The organism is Arthrobacter sp. SDR-2R (assembly GCF_057747955.1).
The window spans coordinates 2,875,968-2,891,864 of the sequence record NZ_CM173231.1 but is presented as its reverse complement, the minus strand read 5'-3'; the positions used below and the strand labels follow the sequence as shown (position 1 = coordinate 2,891,864).

Annotated in this window: 12 protein-coding genes; 9 read left to right on the top strand and 3 right to left on the bottom strand. The window is 62.6% G+C overall.

Going from position 1 to position 15,897, the window contains the following annotated elements; all coding sequences use genetic code 11:
* Positions 1-35: 35 nt before the first annotated feature.
* Positions 36-650 carry a TetR/AcrR family transcriptional regulator gene (locus AC3ANU_RS13415; protein WP_056390044.1) on the bottom strand — a complete coding sequence of 205 codons (615 nt, stop codon included), beginning with the start codon at positions 648-650 and terminating at the stop codon, positions 36-38.
* A gap of 218 nt (positions 651-868) precedes the next feature.
* Between AC3ANU_RS13415 and AC3ANU_RS13410 the strand changes: the two genes are divergently transcribed.
* From AC3ANU_RS13410 to AC3ANU_RS13375, 8 genes are all read left to right on the top strand, one after another.
* Complete coding sequence (locus tag AC3ANU_RS13410) at positions 869-1,666, top strand: tyrosine-protein phosphatase (RefSeq protein ID WP_488314695.1); 798 nt, start codon at positions 869-871, stop codon at positions 1,664-1,666.
* Between the two features lie 49 nt (positions 1,667-1,715).
* Complete coding sequence (locus tag AC3ANU_RS13405) at positions 1,716-3,167, top strand: APC family permease (protein ID WP_478221865.1); 1,452 nt, start codon at positions 1,716-1,718, stop codon at positions 3,165-3,167.
* 188 nt (positions 3,168-3,355) lie between these two features.
* Complete coding sequence (locus AC3ANU_RS13400) at positions 3,356-4,198, top strand: SDR family NAD(P)-dependent oxidoreductase (protein WP_051081424.1); 843 nt, start codon at positions 3,356-3,358, stop codon at positions 4,196-4,198.
* A gap of 1,731 nt (positions 4,199-5,929) precedes the next feature.
* The gene (locus AC3ANU_RS13395) at positions 5,930-6,970 is read left to right on the top strand and encodes an ABC transporter substrate-binding protein (RefSeq protein WP_488314694.1); all 1,041 of its coding nucleotides are present in this window, start codon (positions 5,930-5,932) and stop codon (positions 6,968-6,970) included.
* On the top strand, positions 6,967-7,869 hold the full coding sequence (locus tag AC3ANU_RS13390) for an ABC transporter ATP-binding protein (protein WP_488314693.1): 903 nt from the start codon (positions 6,967-6,969) through the stop codon (positions 7,867-7,869). Before AC3ANU_RS13395 ends, AC3ANU_RS13390 begins: the two co-directional genes overlap by 4 nt.
* The gene (locus AC3ANU_RS13385) at positions 7,869-8,777 is read left to right on the top strand and encodes an ABC transporter permease (protein WP_488314692.1); all 909 of its coding nucleotides are present in this window, start codon (positions 7,869-7,871) and stop codon (positions 8,775-8,777) included. The genes AC3ANU_RS13390 and AC3ANU_RS13385 overlap by 1 nt, the downstream gene beginning before the upstream one ends.
* Positions 8,778-8,869: 92 nt before the next feature.
* Complete coding sequence (locus AC3ANU_RS13380) at positions 8,870-9,820, top strand: TauD/TfdA dioxygenase family protein (protein ID WP_488314691.1); 951 nt, start codon at positions 8,870-8,872, stop codon at positions 9,818-9,820.
* Complete coding sequence (locus AC3ANU_RS13375; protein ID WP_488314690.1) at positions 9,817-11,160, top strand: LLM class flavin-dependent oxidoreductase; 1,344 nt, start codon at positions 9,817-9,819, stop codon at positions 11,158-11,160. Before AC3ANU_RS13380 ends, AC3ANU_RS13375 begins: the two co-directional genes overlap by 4 nt.
* Before the next feature lie 327 nt (positions 11,161-11,487).
* Here the strand turns inward: AC3ANU_RS13375 and AC3ANU_RS13370 are convergent, their stop codons facing one another.
* A complete protein-coding gene (locus AC3ANU_RS13370) occupies positions 11,488-13,674 on the bottom strand; it encodes an amylo-alpha-1,6-glucosidase (protein WP_488314689.1) in 2,187 nt (728 codons plus the stop codon).
* A gap of 506 nt (positions 13,675-14,180) precedes the next feature.
* Entirely contained in the window at positions 14,181-15,122 is a 942-nt protein-coding gene (locus AC3ANU_RS13365; protein ID WP_488314688.1) for a 2-hydroxyacid dehydrogenase, read from the bottom strand.
* A gap of 156 nt (positions 15,123-15,278) precedes the next feature.
* On the opposite strand from AC3ANU_RS13365, the gene AC3ANU_RS13360 reads away from it, so the two are divergent.
* Positions 15,279-15,827, top strand: a complete 549-nt coding sequence (locus AC3ANU_RS13360) for a gluconokinase (protein WP_488314687.1) — start codon at positions 15,279-15,281, stop codon at positions 15,825-15,827.
* The last annotated feature ends 70 nt before the right edge of the window (positions 15,828-15,897 follow it).

Below are 15,897 nucleotides of genomic sequence, written 5' to 3'. Positions count from 1 at the left end.
ATTCCTCCGTTAGTGGTTTTCGGACCCTTGGCGGGTCAGACAGTGGCTCGTACTAGAAGTCCGTCCATGAGCAACCGGATAGCCGCGACCGCTGGCCCGGCGTTCGCCGGCTCACGTGCTGCAGCAGCCCCGGCAGCGCGGATCGCCCCGGTTATCGTTGCAGCCAAGGCCTCAGTCGGTGCGTCCTCCGGCAAGGTGCCGCTGTCCTTGGCATCCTTCAGATCCCGCGCAATGAGCTCTTCGAAAGAGCGGGAAGTCGAGCCCATGACGTCCGATAGTGCTGACACCAGGTCCGGTCCCATCACCCCGTAGAACCGGCCCTTGGGCTCCTTTGTCGCCTCCACCAACGCCGTGGCCAGCGCCGTGATTCTTGCACCGGGGTCCGTCAGGGGATCCCGCAAGCTGATCCCTCGTACGTACACGGCGTCGGCGATCCGCAGATAAACTTCGCGGACAATTTCGTCCCTTCCGCCGGGGAAGTGGGCATAAATGGTGCCCCTCGAAATACCCGCCTGCTGGCTGAGGACCTCGAGCGCGGTAGAGGCGTACCCCTCCGAACTCAGCAGCTCAGCTGCGGTGTCGAGAATGTCGCCGCGGGTTCTCATGCGGTTGCGTTCCCGAAGGGAGAGGGGCTTGTTGGAGGCACTCATTTCTGGTCCTTCGTGTGGGGTGCTGGTGATCTGCTTCACATGATTGCACATCAGATCCTAAAAGTGAACAGTCTGTGCAAACTTTGAAGAAGAGGTACGCGGCCGCTCCGATGCGGTTGAAAACATTGAACACTATGCCTAAGTTCTGAACTAGTCATGCAACAAACATTTAACGTGTTCTATTGCAGTACGAAACATTCAGTGTTTACCTTTTATGTATGAAACAGGTCACACCAGGCTTGGCTGGCCCTAACTCCCTTGAGGGCGTCCGGAACTTCCGAAGCCTCGGGGGACTGCCAACGCACGGAGGATCCCGTGTGGCTGAAGGCATGGTGTACAGGAGTGGACACTTCGGATACTCGACAGCCCTGGACCGTCAGAGGCTGGAGGCGGCACGCCTGCACTTCATGGATCTGCGAAGTCCTTGGGAATCCGACGCCGAAGACCGTTGCGTGCCTGCGCTAACGGCTGTACAAACGCCACTTCAGGCTCAAGACAGCAGGGACGCGTGCCTGTGGTCTGCGGTTCGCGAAGGTCGCGTGAGCGAGCTTGGCAGGACGCTGACTGCTGCGGAGGCTGAAGAGGTAATGCACCGGCTCTATGCCCGTGACATAGCCGGCAACCCATCGGTATTTGCCATTTTCCTTCAGTCATTGGCTCGAGTTGAGCTGCCAGTCGTCGTCCACTGCTCGGCAGGGAAGGACAGAACCGGATGGGCAATAGCCATCCTTTTGACCATCCTGGGAGTACCTGAAACCGCAATCCTCGAAGACTACGTTCAGAGTTCATTGCCGGAGAACCAATACCTCATCAGAGATTCCGCAGGCAGCGTCGCGCCCATCGACAGGCACCTGCGAACAGTCATCACACCCTTGCTGGAAGCGCGGCAAGGGTACCTCGAAGCCGCATGGCACAGCGTGGAGCACGCCTGGGGATCACGTCACTCCTACTTGGAAGACGGACTCGGCATCACTCCGGCGCTCACAAACAAACTCAAGGCACGGCTCCTCGTCTGAGGAAGCCCGACCACGGCTACGGCCATTATCTGCCCGAAAGAGAAAACCCATGATTGATAATGTCAGCGAGTTGCCGGCAACGACGCCGTCCAGCACACCTGTCCCACCGCAAGCAGGCCATCTCCGCTCAAATAAACTCGGCGTCTTCGCCATCGCCTTTTTCGTCATCGCAGCGGCGGCCCCCATGGCAGCCGTCGTGGGCACCGGTCCCGTGGTCTTTGCTGCGGTTGGACCGGCAGCCCCCTTGATCTACGCGATCGCTGCCCTGCTCATCGCACTCTTCGCCGTCGGATACCTGCGCATGAGCAGGTATGTCACCAACGCCGGCGGCTTCGTCGCCTACATCGCCAAAGGCCTAGGTACACCCTGGGCCACGGCAGGAGCTGGTCTGGCGCTGCTGATGTACCTCAGCTTGCAGGTCGGGCTCTGGTCGCAGTTCGGCGTCTTCGCCGGGCAGTTGCTGGAGAGCATCACGGGACTCTCCGTGCCCCCGCTCGTCTGGATTGTCGCGTTGCTTCTGATCTCCACGGCACTCACTATGCGGGGCGTCGACACGAGCATCCGACTCTTGGCCGTCCTCATCATTGGTGAAACGCTCGTAGTGGCTGCCCTCGTTATCGTGCTCGTTGCCAGCAAGGGGCCAGGAGTCTTCACATTCTCTGGCTTCACGCCAGAAAACCTCTTCAGCCCGGGCCTGGGCATTGCATTGCTGTTCGCCTTCCTGTGCTTCACCAGCTTCGAAGCAACCGTGGTTTTCTCTGAAGAAGCAATCAACCCCCGCAAGACGATCCCGCGGGCCCTCTACGCCGTGATTGCCTTTGTCGGAATTTTTTACACGCTCTCCATCTGGGTTATCGGAGGGGCCATCGGGGTGGACAACATCCAACAGGCGGCAACGGATGACCCTGCGGGATTCATCTTCAACCTCGCCTCCGAAAGTGGAGGGAGCGTCTTGAGCATGGCCATGCAGGTTCTCGTCGTGACCAGTTACCTCGCCATGCTGCTGGGCCTGATGAACATGTTCGCCCGCTACCTTTTCGCCCTCAGCCGTGCCGGAGTCCTGCCGGCCAGGCTGGCCACCGTTTCCAAGGATGGGAGTCCCGCCACCGCAGCCCTGGCCAACGGCGTGGCCGTCGGCATCGTCGTGGTTGCCTTCCTGGTCTTCGGCGCAGATCCGCTGACCGTCGTGTTCGCCTGGTTCAGCGCCTTGGCAACGGCAGCCTTCATCACCATCCTCATCGTGGCGTCCGTATCCATCGTCGTGTTCTTCTTCCGGACCAAAGACAACACCAGTATCTGGGCGACCAAGATCGCACCCACTCTCTCCACCCTGATCCTCTCCTACATCGGCTACGTGACGATCGAGAACTACGACTCCCTCATTGGGCCTGACAACGCCGCCGCGAAATGGCTGCTCGTCCTCATTCCCGCCGCGATGCTTGGCGGCCTGGTTTTCGGCAGGAGCAGACGCGACATCGACTACGCCAAAGAAGTAATCTGACGCGGATACCTTGCTGCCGCCCCTCTGGCGGCAGCAAGGTATCCGCCATCGTCGATGGGGAAAGCATTTCGGCATTGAAGCCACCAGAATGACGCGCAAAGGTACGCCGCACCCTTGTTTAAGTCGAAGGGTTAGTCCTTCATGAGACGGCAACAGCACACACTCCGAAACAGAACCGGGAGATCCAAATGACCCCCACACCAGTTGCAGTTATTACGGGCGGAGGAACCGGAATCGGAGCCGCCACCGCCGCAGCACTCCGGGGCCAAGGGTGGGAAGTTGTCATCTGTGGACGCCGGCGGGAAGCTATCGCCAAGGTCGCTGAAACAACCGGCGCCCACGCTATTGTCGCAGACGTCGCTTCGGTTTCCGATATGGAACGGCTGGTCGAGGACACCGTGGATCAATTCGGCACCATCAACGGCCTGGTACTGAATGCCGGAATTGTCCGTGCCGGCAGTGCCGGCGAGCTGTCCGATGAAGACTGGAACGCCATGGTCAGCACCAACCTCACCGGGCCCTTCCTACTAGTCCGTGCCGCCTTGCCGCACCTGATCAAAGCCAACGGCTCGATCGTAGGGGTGGCCTCGGCGGCCGCACTTCGGGCTACCGCTGGAATCGCCGGTTACGATGCCACGAAGGCCGGCCTTGCCATGTTGATGCAGTCCGTGGCCGTCGACTACGGACCGCGCGGGGTGCGCGCCAACGCAGTATGCCCTGGCTGGACCCGGACAGAGATGGCCGACATGGAGATGGGCGAATTCGCTGAACACAGCGGCATCGATCGCGAGGAAGCCTATAGCCTCGCCACAGCGTTCGTCCCAAGCCGGCGCCCGGCCGCATCCTCCGAGGTCGCCGATGTCATTGCCTGGCTGCTTTCCGATCAGGCCTCGTACGTCAACGCCGCCACGATCCCGGTGGATGGGGGACTGATCGCAGTCGAGCCCGGCGCCATCGCCTTCGACCCCCGGGTCAGTATCTGCACCACTGGCACCGACGGACCCACCCCGGCGATGCAAGCGATTCCCTGACTAACCACTACAGCCCGTCTTTCACGAGTTAATTGGAAAAGGAGTGTGGACTTTGTCCACACTCCTGGTCCCGGACTATCCCGTACTGCCTCCAAATGCGCCCGTATTTCCGATGTTTTCGCGGGCTCCCAGTGTTTGCAAGGGCGAGAATGTAGTTCGAGTCCCACCTCGGGCACGACATATCCCTTCGTCAGAGGCGATTTTGCTTTGACGTGTTGACAACGCTTGGTTCTCGTCGCTCTGACGGGTTGGGCCGCGGGCTGGGGCCTGGCCGCCGCGGTGTCCTGTTCAGTTGTGTGGGGTGGCCGGGTTCAAGTCCTGGCTAGTGAGACTTCCGCCTTGCTTTGAGTGGGTTCTTGTGCGTCCTCGTTCCGGAATTGTCGGGTGGGCCTGGGGTCCTAGACCTATTCATGGGCCTGGGGAGTGGGCACGACATGACTCACGCGATCTCGCTAAAGAGCGCCTCGGGGAGGCGGTCTTAGGTGTGCTGGCGAGATTCGCGCCTCGGGTTTGTCCTGCCAAAGAGGGTGTGGACAGTTTACACACTTGAGTCTGCTTTATTGGAGGACCGAGAGGACTCGGGTCCAATGGCAGGTTGGGCTTTTACACCACTCGACCACAGTGCCTGAAAAGCGGTGCTTGGAGCGCAACGTGACTGCGGTTTGGGGCGGCTTGGTCCTATGAATGGCAGTGCTTCAGCCCGCTGCGTCTCGCCTCCGTATGCCCCTAGGCGGCCGTAAGAGGCAGCCAGGCCAACGCTCGCCTGCTGCCCGATTGTGTCGAAACGCTAGGGTTTCGAGGCGCGGAGGTTTCGAGACACGTTGAGTCGGGAAACATGCAATGCAGCTTCGGGTGCTAATTCGACTTTCGTATGCTGCGCATCCTCATCCAAGTCTGGACCGTCAGATCCATGCCGCTCTCCCGCCTGTAGGTCACGTCCTGCCGCGGGTGGAAAATTGCCGTTGCCACGAAGGTCATGCCTACACCTGTGCCGGCGGCGACTAACCATCCACTTCCTCCTGAGGCACGCGTGACGCCTCACCTCTGTACGCGGCGAGGACATACAGACCTGCTCTGGTCCAGTACACAGCCGTACTGTCCACCACGGTGACAGCCGATCTGTGGAACTCGGCTGCCGAGTTTGCTGACCGCCGCCTCGAACCTGCGCGAGTTATCAGCGGTCGGAATCGTTCCCCAGACACTCCGGCGGGGACCCAACTCGAGATGCGTCCTTCAGACGTGCACCAGGCCGGCCGATGGTGATGATTCCGGGCACGGTGCGGTAACAATGCCTCGACGCTTTAAGAAATCCTTTGCCCTCCCATCGCTTTAAGAAATCCTTTGCCCTCCCATCGCTCGCGGACCCGGCTTGGATGGTCACGGATGGGCCTCTCCCCAACGCCCTCTTCACAATTCGCCTGGAGAAGCCGTGTTGTCGGACGGTGCGCGGGTTGTTTGAGGACACATGGTGACGTCGCGTGACGGTGTACCGGCGGGTAGGTGTCGTGGAGTTGCCCTGCGTTGCCCGGTATTTCGCCACTTTCCGCAGCACGTCCTTGTGCGTCGGGTTTGCTCCGCGCGACGCCGTGTGATCTGCCGGTTACTCCCGGTTTCCCCGGATGAACGTCGCTCTTCTGCGGTGGTTTCTTCTCTGCTCTCATGGTGGACACAAGCCAGCCGGGCTAAGCCCTAGACCCGCACAACCCATCCCCGAAGCTCAGAAAGCCCTCCATGAGAAACCCGCACATATCCCGAAGAACCTTCTCCGTCCTTGGCCTGGCCGCGGCCATGTCCGTCTCCTTGGTGGTGTCCGGCTGTGGGGGTCCGGCGACCGCGCAGGGCGGTTCCGGAGCGCCCGAGGTCACGGAATTGCGTTATGAGGGCTCGGCCAACAGCGTCAGCCTTCCCGAGCTCGCCGAGGACCTCGGCTACCTGGGGAACGTGAAGCTGAACTGGGTGGGAAACACCATCAGCGGGCCGGCCAGCATTCAATCGGCTGCCACGGGTGCCACCGACTTTGGCGGTGCGTTCTCGGGTGCGGTGGTCAAGCTCATTGAGGCAGGTGCCCCGGTCACGGCGGTTATTAACTACTACGGGGAGGACGAGAAGACGTTCAATGGCTTCTACGTCAAGGACGACAGCCCGATCCGGTCCCCGCGCGATCTGATCGGCAAAAAGGTGGCCGTCAACACCCTGGGCGCGCACTCCGATGCAGTCTTGAACAGCTACCTGAAGAAGAACGGCCTCAGCCAGGAAGAGATCAAACAGGTCCAGCTCGTGGTCGTTCCACCAAACGACACCGAGGAAGCAATCCGCCGCGGCCAGGTCGACGTCGGAGTCCTGGGAGGCGTGCTCCAGGACAACGCCGTCGCCAAGGGCGGCCTCCGTTCCCTCTTCAGCGACTTCGAACTGTTCGGAACGTTCGCCGGCGGCCAGTACGTCCTGCGGAAAGACTTCATCCAGCAGAACCCCGAGACCGCGAAGATCTTCACCACCGGCATGGCCAAGGCCATCGAATGGGAACGCACCACACCCCGAGAGGAGGTCATCGCCCGCTTTACCAGCATCATCGAAAAGCGCCAGCGTAATGAAAGCACCGCGACGTTGAAGTACTGGAAGAGCGTTGGAGTGCCGGCCAAGGGAGCTATCACCGATCAGGACTTCAGCCGCTGGTCAGACTGGCTGAAGGACACCGGCATCGTCACGGGCGACATCACACCGTCTAAGTACTACACCAACGAATACAACGGATTGCTGAAGGCCTCATCATGACGCAGACCGCCGCACCCAAGATCAGCCTGCAGAACGTCGGAAAGACCTTCACCGTCAGGCCCACCAAGGACGCCCCGCTCGGTTCCACACTGACGGCCCTGGACGGGATCACCCTCGACGTCGTCGCCGGTGAGTTCCTCACCTTGGTGGGTCCCAGCGGGTCCGGGAAGACCACTCTCCTGGACCTCCTGGCCGGGCTTACCCGGCCGGATACTGGAAAGGTCCTGCTGGATGGCAAAGAGGTCACGGGGCCGGGCAAGGACCGGGCTGTCGTCTTCCAGCAATACGCACTGTTTCCCTGGCGCACGGCTGCAGCCAACGTCTCGTTCGGGCTGGAAGGCCCGGGACCGGACGGCAAACGGCTCAGCCGCAGGGAGCGTGCAAAGAAAGCCCGCACCTACCTGGACCTTGTGGGCCTGGCGGGCTTTGAAGACCGCTACCCGCACGAACTCTCCGGTGGAATGAAGCAGCGCGTGGCAATTGCCAGAAGCCTCGCCTATGAGCCGGATGTCCTGCTGATGGACGAGCCTTTCGCTGCCCTGGACGCCCAGACCCGCGAACAGTTGCAGGAAGAGCTGCTGAGGATCTGGCGAACCACCGGCAAGACCATCATCTTCATCACCCACGGCATCGATGAGGCGGTGTACTTGGGGCAGCGCGTCGCCGTACTCAGCTCACGCCCGGGCCGGCTCAAGGAAATCGTTCCGATCAACCTCGGTGACCGGACCGGTGACCGAGACGTTCGATCCGACGCGGTCTTCGTCGAGCACCGGCACAAGGTCTGGGCGCTCCTTCACGACGAAGTCCTCAAGGCCCAGCAGGCCGGCCACGCCAAGATTCTCCCCGATGGCACCGCACCCGATGAAGCCCCGCAACCTATCAGTGGAAAGGCAGCCTGATGAGCGCAACAACTCTGACCTCAGACGCACACTCCACCACCCAGGCCTCAACAACTCCCCAGGCCGGTGACGCGGCACCGCGCAGACTTGCCGTCCCTGCAACGGGTCTTTCCCTGGTCAAACGCGGTGCAGTGAACGGCGGCCGTGCCCTCTGGAGGGCCGGCGCGGTCCTGCTGTTCCTGCTTTTATGGGAACTCGGGCCCCTCTATCTCGCCCCCGACTCCACCCGGGTGTTCCTGCCGCCACTGCACGAGGTCCTCGCCGCCCTAGGCACATTAATCGCCAAAGGCCAGCTGCAGAACCATCTCGTTGCGAGCCTTACCCGCTCCGTTAGCGGGTTCGGCATCGCCGTGGTCTCGGCCGTCGTGCTGGGTCTGCTGGTGGCCTGGTACGGAGCCCTTGACCGGTTCCTGAACCCCCTGCTGGAAGTCTTCCGCAACACCGCAGCGCTGGCCCTGCTCCCGGTGTTCACGCTGCTGCTCGGGATCGGCGAAACCTCCAAGATCAGCATTGTCGCCTACGCCGCGTTCTTCCCGGTGCTTCTGAACACCATTGCCGGGGTGCGGACCGTGGACCCCTTGCTGATCCGGGCGGCCCGGTCCCTCGGACTGTCGAACTTCACGCTCTTCCAGAAAGTCATCCTTCCGTCAGCGGTACCGACCATTTTCACCGGCATCCGCATGGCAGGGACCTCATCCATCCTTGTCCTCATCGCCGCTGAGATGGTCGGGGCGAAGGCCGGCCTGGGCTATCTCATCGTCAACTCTCAAAGCAGCTTCCTCATCCCGGACATGTACGCCGGCATCCTGACCGTGTCGCTGCTGGGTCTGGCCGTGAACTACCTGTTGGTCGGCGTCGAACGCCACTTTTCCCGCTGGCGCACTGCCGTCGGCTCCGGGAACGGCTGACAATTCCTGCACTCTCCACACCCTGAACCACCCACGCACCGCACCACGAACGCACTGATCCGCAAACGTACTGAACTGCAAAGGAACCCATCATGTCCGTCATCACTGAAACCAAGCTCAAGTTCACCAAACTGGGCTCCCGCATCGGGGCCGAAATCCGCGGGCTGGATCTCAGCGCGGATCTCAGCGAGGGCACCATCGCCCAGATCCGTGAAGCGTTGAACGAACACAAGGCCCTCGTCTTCCGGGAAGCAAACGTGCTCGACGACGACGCCCAGGTCCGTTTCGCCAGCCGCTTCGGCCCGCTCACTAACGCCCACCCCACGGTCGCGTCCGTGGACGGGAAACCGGCGGTCCTCCCGGTGGACAGCGAAAACGGCAGCGCCAACAACTGGCACACCGACGTCACGTTCGTGGTCAACCCGCCCCAGGCCTCCACGCTGCGCAGCATCACGTTGCCAACCTACGGCGGGGAAACCCTCATCGCGTCCTCAGCCGGCGCCTACCGGGACCTTCCGGAAGAGCTGCGCAATTTCGCGGACACGCTCTGGGCCATCCACACCAACGACTACGACTACTCCGTCCCCAAGAACCTGGAACACGCCAACGCCGAGGAACGCCGCAAGGAATTCACCCGCATCCACTTCGAAACCGCCCACCCGGTGGTGCGGGTCCACCCGCTGACGGGGGAGCGCGGCCTGTTCATCGGCGGGTTCGCCCAGCGGCTCCGAATCGTGGGGCTCTCCAACACCGAATCCAAGGACATTCTCCGGCTCCTCCAGGCCTACATCACCCGCCCGGAAAACGTAGTCCGGGTGAACTGGGAACCGAACCAACTGGTCCTCTTCGACAACCGGATCACCCAGCACTACGCCCCCGACAACTACGACGGCCAGCCCCGCAAACTGAACCGCGTCACCGTCGCCGGTGACATCCCGGTCGGAGTTGACGGCCGCCACAGCACGTCCATCAAGGGCGATTCATCCACCTACTCCGAAACCGTTGTCCTTGACTCGGCCGAGCTCGCCGGGGCTCAGCGATGACCGCCGGGCAGAGGCAGCTTCACCTCAATGCCTTCCTGATGAGCACCGGCCACCATGAGGCATCATGGCGGCTACCGGAAAGCGACAGCCAAGCCGGGACCGATGTGGCACATTTCCAGAGGCTGGCGCAGACAGCCGAACGCGGAAAACTGGACTCCATCTTCTTCGCTGACTCCCCGGTCCTTCACGGAGATGTCACCCAGCGGCCCTACGGGAGCCTGGAACCCACCGTGCTGCTCGCAGCGATAGCGGCCGTCACGCAGCGCATCGGGCTCATAGCCACCGCGTCAACAACGTACAACGAACCGTACAACCTCGCCCGCCGCTTTGCCTCGGTGGATCAGATCAGCGGCGGCAGGGCGGGATGGAACGTCGTGACCACGGCCGGGGACGCGGCGGCGAAGAACTTTTCCCTGGCAGGTCAGCCTGTGCACGCCGAGCGTTACGAACGCGCCGCGGAATTCCTGGACGTCGCCCTGAAGCTGTGGAACAGCTGGGAGGATGACGCCATCGTGGCCGATAAGGCTGCAGGCGTCTGGGCGGACAATACCCGCGTGCACAAGGCCAACCACATCGGGCCGCACTTCCAGGTCGAGGGGGCGCTGGATGTTCCAAGGTCCGCCCAGGGACATCCCGTGATCGTGCAGGCCGGCTCTTCGGAGAGCGGCAAGGACTTTGCCGCACAGTATGCAGAGGCGGTCTTCACCGCCCACCAGACCCTGGGGGACGCGCAGGCCTTCTATTCAGATCTGAAGCAGCGCACAGCAGCCGTCGGCCGGGATCCGGAAGGGATCAAAATCCTGCCAGGTATAGTCCCCGTCATCGCGTCAACGGAACAGGAAGCGCGTCGGCTCGAGCATGAACTCGATGACCTGATCCTGCCCGAGTACGCCCGCAACCAGCTCGCGGGGGTATTGCGTGTTCCGGCAGAGTCCCTGAAGCTGGATGCCCAGTTGCCGGCCGAACTACCCTCGGAGGACCAGATTGAAGGCGCGAAGAGCAGGTACACCCTGATCGTGAACCTCGCCCGGCGCGAAAACCTCACCGTCCGGCAACTCATCGGACGGCTCGGCGGCGGCCGCGGACACCGGACCTTCGCCGGAACCCCCGACCAAGTGGCCGACGCCATCCAGGAATGGTTCGACGCCGGCGCCGCAGACGGGTTCAACATCATGCCACCCGTACTGCCCTCCGGATTGGACACCTTTGTGGACCACGTCGTACCCATCCTCCAAGACCGCGGACTCTTCCGGCGGGAATACTCGGGACGAACCCTCCGCGAGCACTTCGGCCTCGCAAGACCAGCCAATATAAGCAGCCGGGAGCCATTACCCGCATAGCACCCGCGGACAAGCGCACGGGGTCTGCGCAGCCCCGTCACACAGGGCAGGGGCGGCGCAGCCTCTCGCCGAGGCAGTTGGCAGCCTAAGCGCTCCCAGGGCACACCGGGTGAGATAGGCGCCTCCTCCCTGTCATTTGCGGCGGGTCGGTAGTGGTTGGTCGGCCGCCACCGGGGATGCGGCAGGAACTGAGGGGGTGCCGACGGGGTTCGAGGACGGACGTCTTCTACGGAGATGTTCGTTTCACGGTCGGCACCTTCCTTGCCCCAACCGTTGAGCAGAGCTGCAGTGCAACCCCTGTCTATGCTGGCCACGTCTCCACGGAAGCTAGCCTGAAGTTGGCCTGCCTTGGAGACTGGCCCCGGCTGTGCGACGGCGGGTGGCTTGCTCAACCAGTTCGATCATCCAGGGACGTTGCCCCCTGAGGAACTCCATACCGTTAGGCAGTCCGTTGACGGTGGGGGTGGAATGGGCGATGTCGATGGTGATGCGACCAGTGCCGAGCGGGGCGTTGGTGATGTGCAGATCCCCGAACGAGTCCGGGAGGACGGGATCGAGCCATACCCGCCCTGCGGAAACAACGGGATCGTACCGCATGAGGCTCGTCACTATTTGGATGGGCGCGGTGGCTGCCCACGCTTGGGGTGAGCAGGCAGTTGGATAGGGCACGGGAGCGGCAAGGTGGTCCCGGCTAAAACCGCAGAAGAGTTCGGGGAGCCGACCGGCGGAGAACTCAGCTGCTTCCATCATCGCGGTGGCGATCCGTTGCGCTGCTTCGACGAAGCCGTAGCGGAGTAATCCGGCGGCAATGATGGCGTTGTCGTGGGGCCACACGGATCCATTGTGGTAACTGGCAGGGTTGTAGGCTCCCATGTCGCTCGCCAGGGTTCGCACACCCCAGCCGCTGAACATCTCCGGAGACATCAGCCGCTCGGCCACCTGGGGCGCCTTGTCCTCGTCAATCAAGCCCTGCAGTAGACAGTGCCCCATATTTGATGCGCAGGCGTCCACCTGCCGTTTCTTTCCGTCGAGCGCGATGGCGTAATAGCCGCGTTCCGGAATCCAGAATTGCTCGTTGAACGCTTTCTTCAGTTTCGCAGCACGCTCGGTCAGTTCGTTCCCAAGATCCGTGTCTCCGGCATCGTAGGCTATCCATGCCCGCGACAGGTAGGCAACGTAGACGTAGGCCTGCACCTCGCAGAGGGCGATGGGCGGCTCGGCCAAGGTCCCATCGGCGAAGTTGATCCCGTCCCAGGAGTCTTTCCAGCCCTGGTTGATGAGTCCTTGCTCGTTGAGCCGCTGATACTCGACGAAGCCATCGCCGTCCTTGTCGCCGTAATTGATGATCCAATCCAAGGCACGATCCGCATGTGGCAACAGGGCGGCCAAGGTATCGGCAGCAAATCCCCAGCGGTTGACGGCGCCGAGCACCATCAGGAACAGGGGAGTGGCATCGACGCTGCCGTAGTAGTTTGACTTCCCGCCCAAGGACAAGCCGCTTGAGACGTCGAGCCGGACCTCGTGGAGGATCTTTCCCGGCTCTTCTTCGGTCAGAGGGTCAACCACGGTGCCTTGCCGCTCGGCCAAGGTTTGCAGTGTGCCCAGGGCCAGGGACGGATCGACCGGCATTGCCATGACTGATGCCCACAGCGAGTCCCGCCCGAACAGGGTCATAAACCAGGGAGCGCCTGCGGCGACCACCACCCGCTCCGGATGGTGGGGGTCCTCGATTCTCAAGGCCCCGAGGTCGTCATAGCTGCGCCGCAGGGTCCTTTCTACGGACCGGTTCCCCATCTGCAGTACCGGGATCTTCGCAACCCACTCCCGGCGGCGCCTGTCACGGGGAGACAGTCCTTCCCCATCAGGGTGGGCGAACGCCGTCGGGGCTTCTCCGTCAGCGCCCGACAGTACGGTTATGACCGTTTCCCACCTACCGTGGGCCGGCACTGACACCCGGTACTCCACGGCTTCCCCGGCAATGTCAGCGCCGGGGGCCTGAACAACCATGCCCTTCCGGACGTCCTGCCAGGACGCCCGGATGATGAGCGTATCCTCGTCGGCGTGGCGGGTCTGGTCCCAGCGCCGTCGGATTTGTGCCTCTTTAACCTCGAAAAGGTCCGCGAAGTCCGACTCCACGTTCACCGCGATGAGGCACTCAACCGGTTGCACAGAGAAGTTTCGCACGGTGATGTGCTCCTGGATGCCTGCCCCGACTTCGCGCAGCCGCTCCACGATCAGGGGGCTGTCGGCGTACCCGTCAGCGCGTGGGACCCGGCCGACAAACAACGCCCGGTATGGTTCCTTCGTCTCAGCCGTCAGGGGCTCCAGCTGCTGACCATTGACCGTCAGAGACCAGCCCGAGAGTATCCGGGCGTCCTGGACGAAAAGCCCGTGCGGATGCTCCGGGTGGATGTCCCCGTTGGGCAGCGAAATGCAGAACGACGAGCCTTCAACGAGCGTCACTGACCCTGCGCCCACGGGGCCCGCAGCCGTGTCCGCATTCCATCCCGCCATCGTGACCTACTTCCTGCCTAGTCACCGCTGCGTATCCCTATGATTCCGACCGATGCCACTCGGCGGAGTGGATCATTACTGGCGCCGGCAGTGAACTTCCGGGATCGCAGCTGCCGCTGTTGATGGCTCCCATGCGGCTGCAGGCCAGGTGCGGATACCGGCAATATTAATCTGGAGAGGTCGCGTCCGGAAGGGATACTTCAAAGTGCCGGTCACCCTGCCGGGGCAAGGACTTCTCCCGTCCCCGGTGCTGGTCAGGCACTGGGTGAGTATGCCCCCGCCGTCTGGTACTCAGCGGCAGCATGGGATGCACCGGGTGTTAGTTGCTCCGGTGACTGGCCCTCGTTTCCCCGGGCGAAGGGCCGATTATCGTGGGCGGTTGTCCTCTGTGGTGAACTGTCGCGGAGACGGTCTTCGAACTTCTGGTGGATGAGGGTTCTGCTTTTCATGGCGGTGGTCGTTTTCTCGAAGGGGGGATTCAACGGCGGATCGGGCGGGGACTCAGGTTAGAGGGAGCCGGCCTGGACCAGGTTCGCGGGCCGCTCACCCTGGGCCAGGGCCTTCAACTGTGCGGCGAGGAGCTTCAGGATGCGCGGTTCGAAAGCGGAGGCGTTGCCGCCGATGTGCGGTGTAATGAGCGCGTTGGGGGCGGACCATAGCGGGTGGTCAGCCGGCAGGGGTTCCGGATCGACCACGTCCAGGGCGCAGTGCAGGCGGCCGGAGACTACTTCTGCCGTCAGGGCCTCGGTGTCCACGACTGGTCCACGTCCTACATTGACCACGAGGGCACCGTCCGGCAGGGCGGCTAGAACGGTGGCGTCCACCAGTTTGTGGGTATGGTCATTTAGCGGCGTCACGGCAACCAGTACGTCGTGGGTACGGGCAAGGTCTGCGAGGTCCGAAGAAGCATGAACCCTCCCCTCGCCGTCCTCGCGCGCGGAACTGCCGACCCGGGTGATCTCGACCTCGAACGGTGCCAGCCGCTTGGCGATCTCGTGTCCAATGCCGCCGACACCCACCAGCAGTATCCGCCGGTCCGCGAGCGAGGAGCGGCGCTGCGGCAGCCAGCTGCCGGTCTGCTGGTTCCGTACCGCGTCGTCGATCCCGCGGAGCTTGGCAATGATGAGGCCGATGGCCAGCTCGGCCGTTGCAGCGGCATGAACGCCGGAGGCGCTGGCTACCGCGGCCGCGGGTCCGGCTGCTTCCCGGACGCCGTCGAAGCCCGTGGACTGGGTCTGCACGAACTTCAGGTTCGGGGCTTTGGACAGTGAGCCAAGGACGGCGGACGCGTCGATGTACGGGAGGATCACGCCGTCGATGTCCGCCAGGTCCACGTTTTCCGGATCGGACTTCAGGTCCCACACTGAGGCGTTGATCCCTGCAGGCAGGGGCTGGAGTTTGGCGAGCAGGTCCCGGTCGGGGAAGGTGACGGTACGGACTGTTTGCATCGGTGCGCCTCGCTGGTTGTTCTGGGCTCAGATGGCCGGTGTTGTCTCCGGGGATGCGTTGACTTCACCAATCCTTATCTGAGAAACTTTTCTCATGTGTGACAATCATCTCACTTCATCCGAGGTCAGGCAAGAGTTCTGTGGAGGCAAATTCACATGAGTAATAAAGACATTCCGCCCATGGTTGTCATGGGTGTCTCCGGGTCGGGAAAGTCGACCGTTGGAGCGTTGCTGGGCCGGCGGCTGGGCGTCCGGTTCATCGACGGCGATGACCTTCATCCGGTGGCGAACAGGGAGAAGATGCGGTCGGGAATTCCGTTGGATGATGATGACCGGCGGCCATGGCTGCGGGTCATCGGGCGGACGCTGGAGTCCGGTCAGCGGGAAGGAAATGGGGTCATTATTGCCTGTTCGGCCCTGAAGCGCCGTTACCGCGATCTTCTGCGGGAGCACGCCCCCGAGGTGTTGTTTCTGCACCTCGAAGGCTCCGCGGACACCCTCGGGGCCCGGATGGCTGCCCGGAGCCATGAGTTCATGCCTGCTTCGCTGTTGGCGTCGCAGCTGGAAGCACTGGAACCGCTGGGTGCTGATGAAGCGCATGTACTGCTGGACGTGCGACGCTCCCCGGATCAGCTGGCAGACTCCGTCGCCACCGCGGTCCGCGCGGGGACGGCGAAGCCGGCCACGACGGCGGCAGGGGAGTAGGCGGGCCAGTCACCTGAACACGTCCCATAGGAAAGCCGGCCTGGGCGTGGTGCCCGGGCCGGCTTTCCTG

Bases quoted from the DNA above. Each gene is read 5' to 3' on its own strand.
- AC3ANU_RS13415 (WP_056390044.1), bottom strand. From the start codon at position 650: ATGAGTGCCTCCAACAAGCCCCTCTCCCTTCGGGAACGCAACCGCATG.
- AC3ANU_RS13410 (WP_488314695.1), top strand. From the start codon at position 869: ATGAAACAGGTCACACCAGGCTTGGCTGGCCCTAACTCCCTTGAGGGC.
- AC3ANU_RS13405 (WP_478221865.1), top strand. From the start codon at position 1,716: ATGATTGATAATGTCAGCGAGTTGCCGGCAACGACGCCGTCCAGCACA.
- AC3ANU_RS13400 (WP_051081424.1), top strand. From the start codon at position 3,356: ATGACCCCCACACCAGTTGCAGTTATTACGGGCGGAGGAACCGGAATC.
- AC3ANU_RS13395 (WP_488314694.1), top strand. From the start codon at position 5,930: ATGAGAAACCCGCACATATCCCGAAGAACCTTCTCCGTCCTTGGCCTG.
- AC3ANU_RS13390 (WP_488314693.1), top strand. From the start codon at position 6,967: ATGACGCAGACCGCCGCACCCAAGATCAGCCTGCAGAACGTCGGAAAG.
- AC3ANU_RS13385 (WP_488314692.1), top strand. From the start codon at position 7,869: ATGAGCGCAACAACTCTGACCTCAGACGCACACTCCACCACCCAGGCC.
- AC3ANU_RS13380 (WP_488314691.1), top strand. From the start codon at position 8,870: ATGTCCGTCATCACTGAAACCAAGCTCAAGTTCACCAAACTGGGCTCC.
- AC3ANU_RS13375 (WP_488314690.1), top strand. From the start codon at position 9,817: ATGACCGCCGGGCAGAGGCAGCTTCACCTCAATGCCTTCCTGATGAGC.
- AC3ANU_RS13370 (WP_488314689.1), bottom strand. From the start codon at position 13,674: ATGGCGGGATGGAATGCGGACACGGCTGCGGGCCCCGTGGGCGCAGGG.
- AC3ANU_RS13365 (WP_488314688.1), bottom strand. From the start codon at position 15,122: ATGCAAACAGTCCGTACCGTCACCTTCCCCGACCGGGACCTGCTCGCC.
- AC3ANU_RS13360 (WP_488314687.1), top strand. From the start codon at position 15,279: ATGAGTAATAAAGACATTCCGCCCATGGTTGTCATGGGTGTCTCCGGG.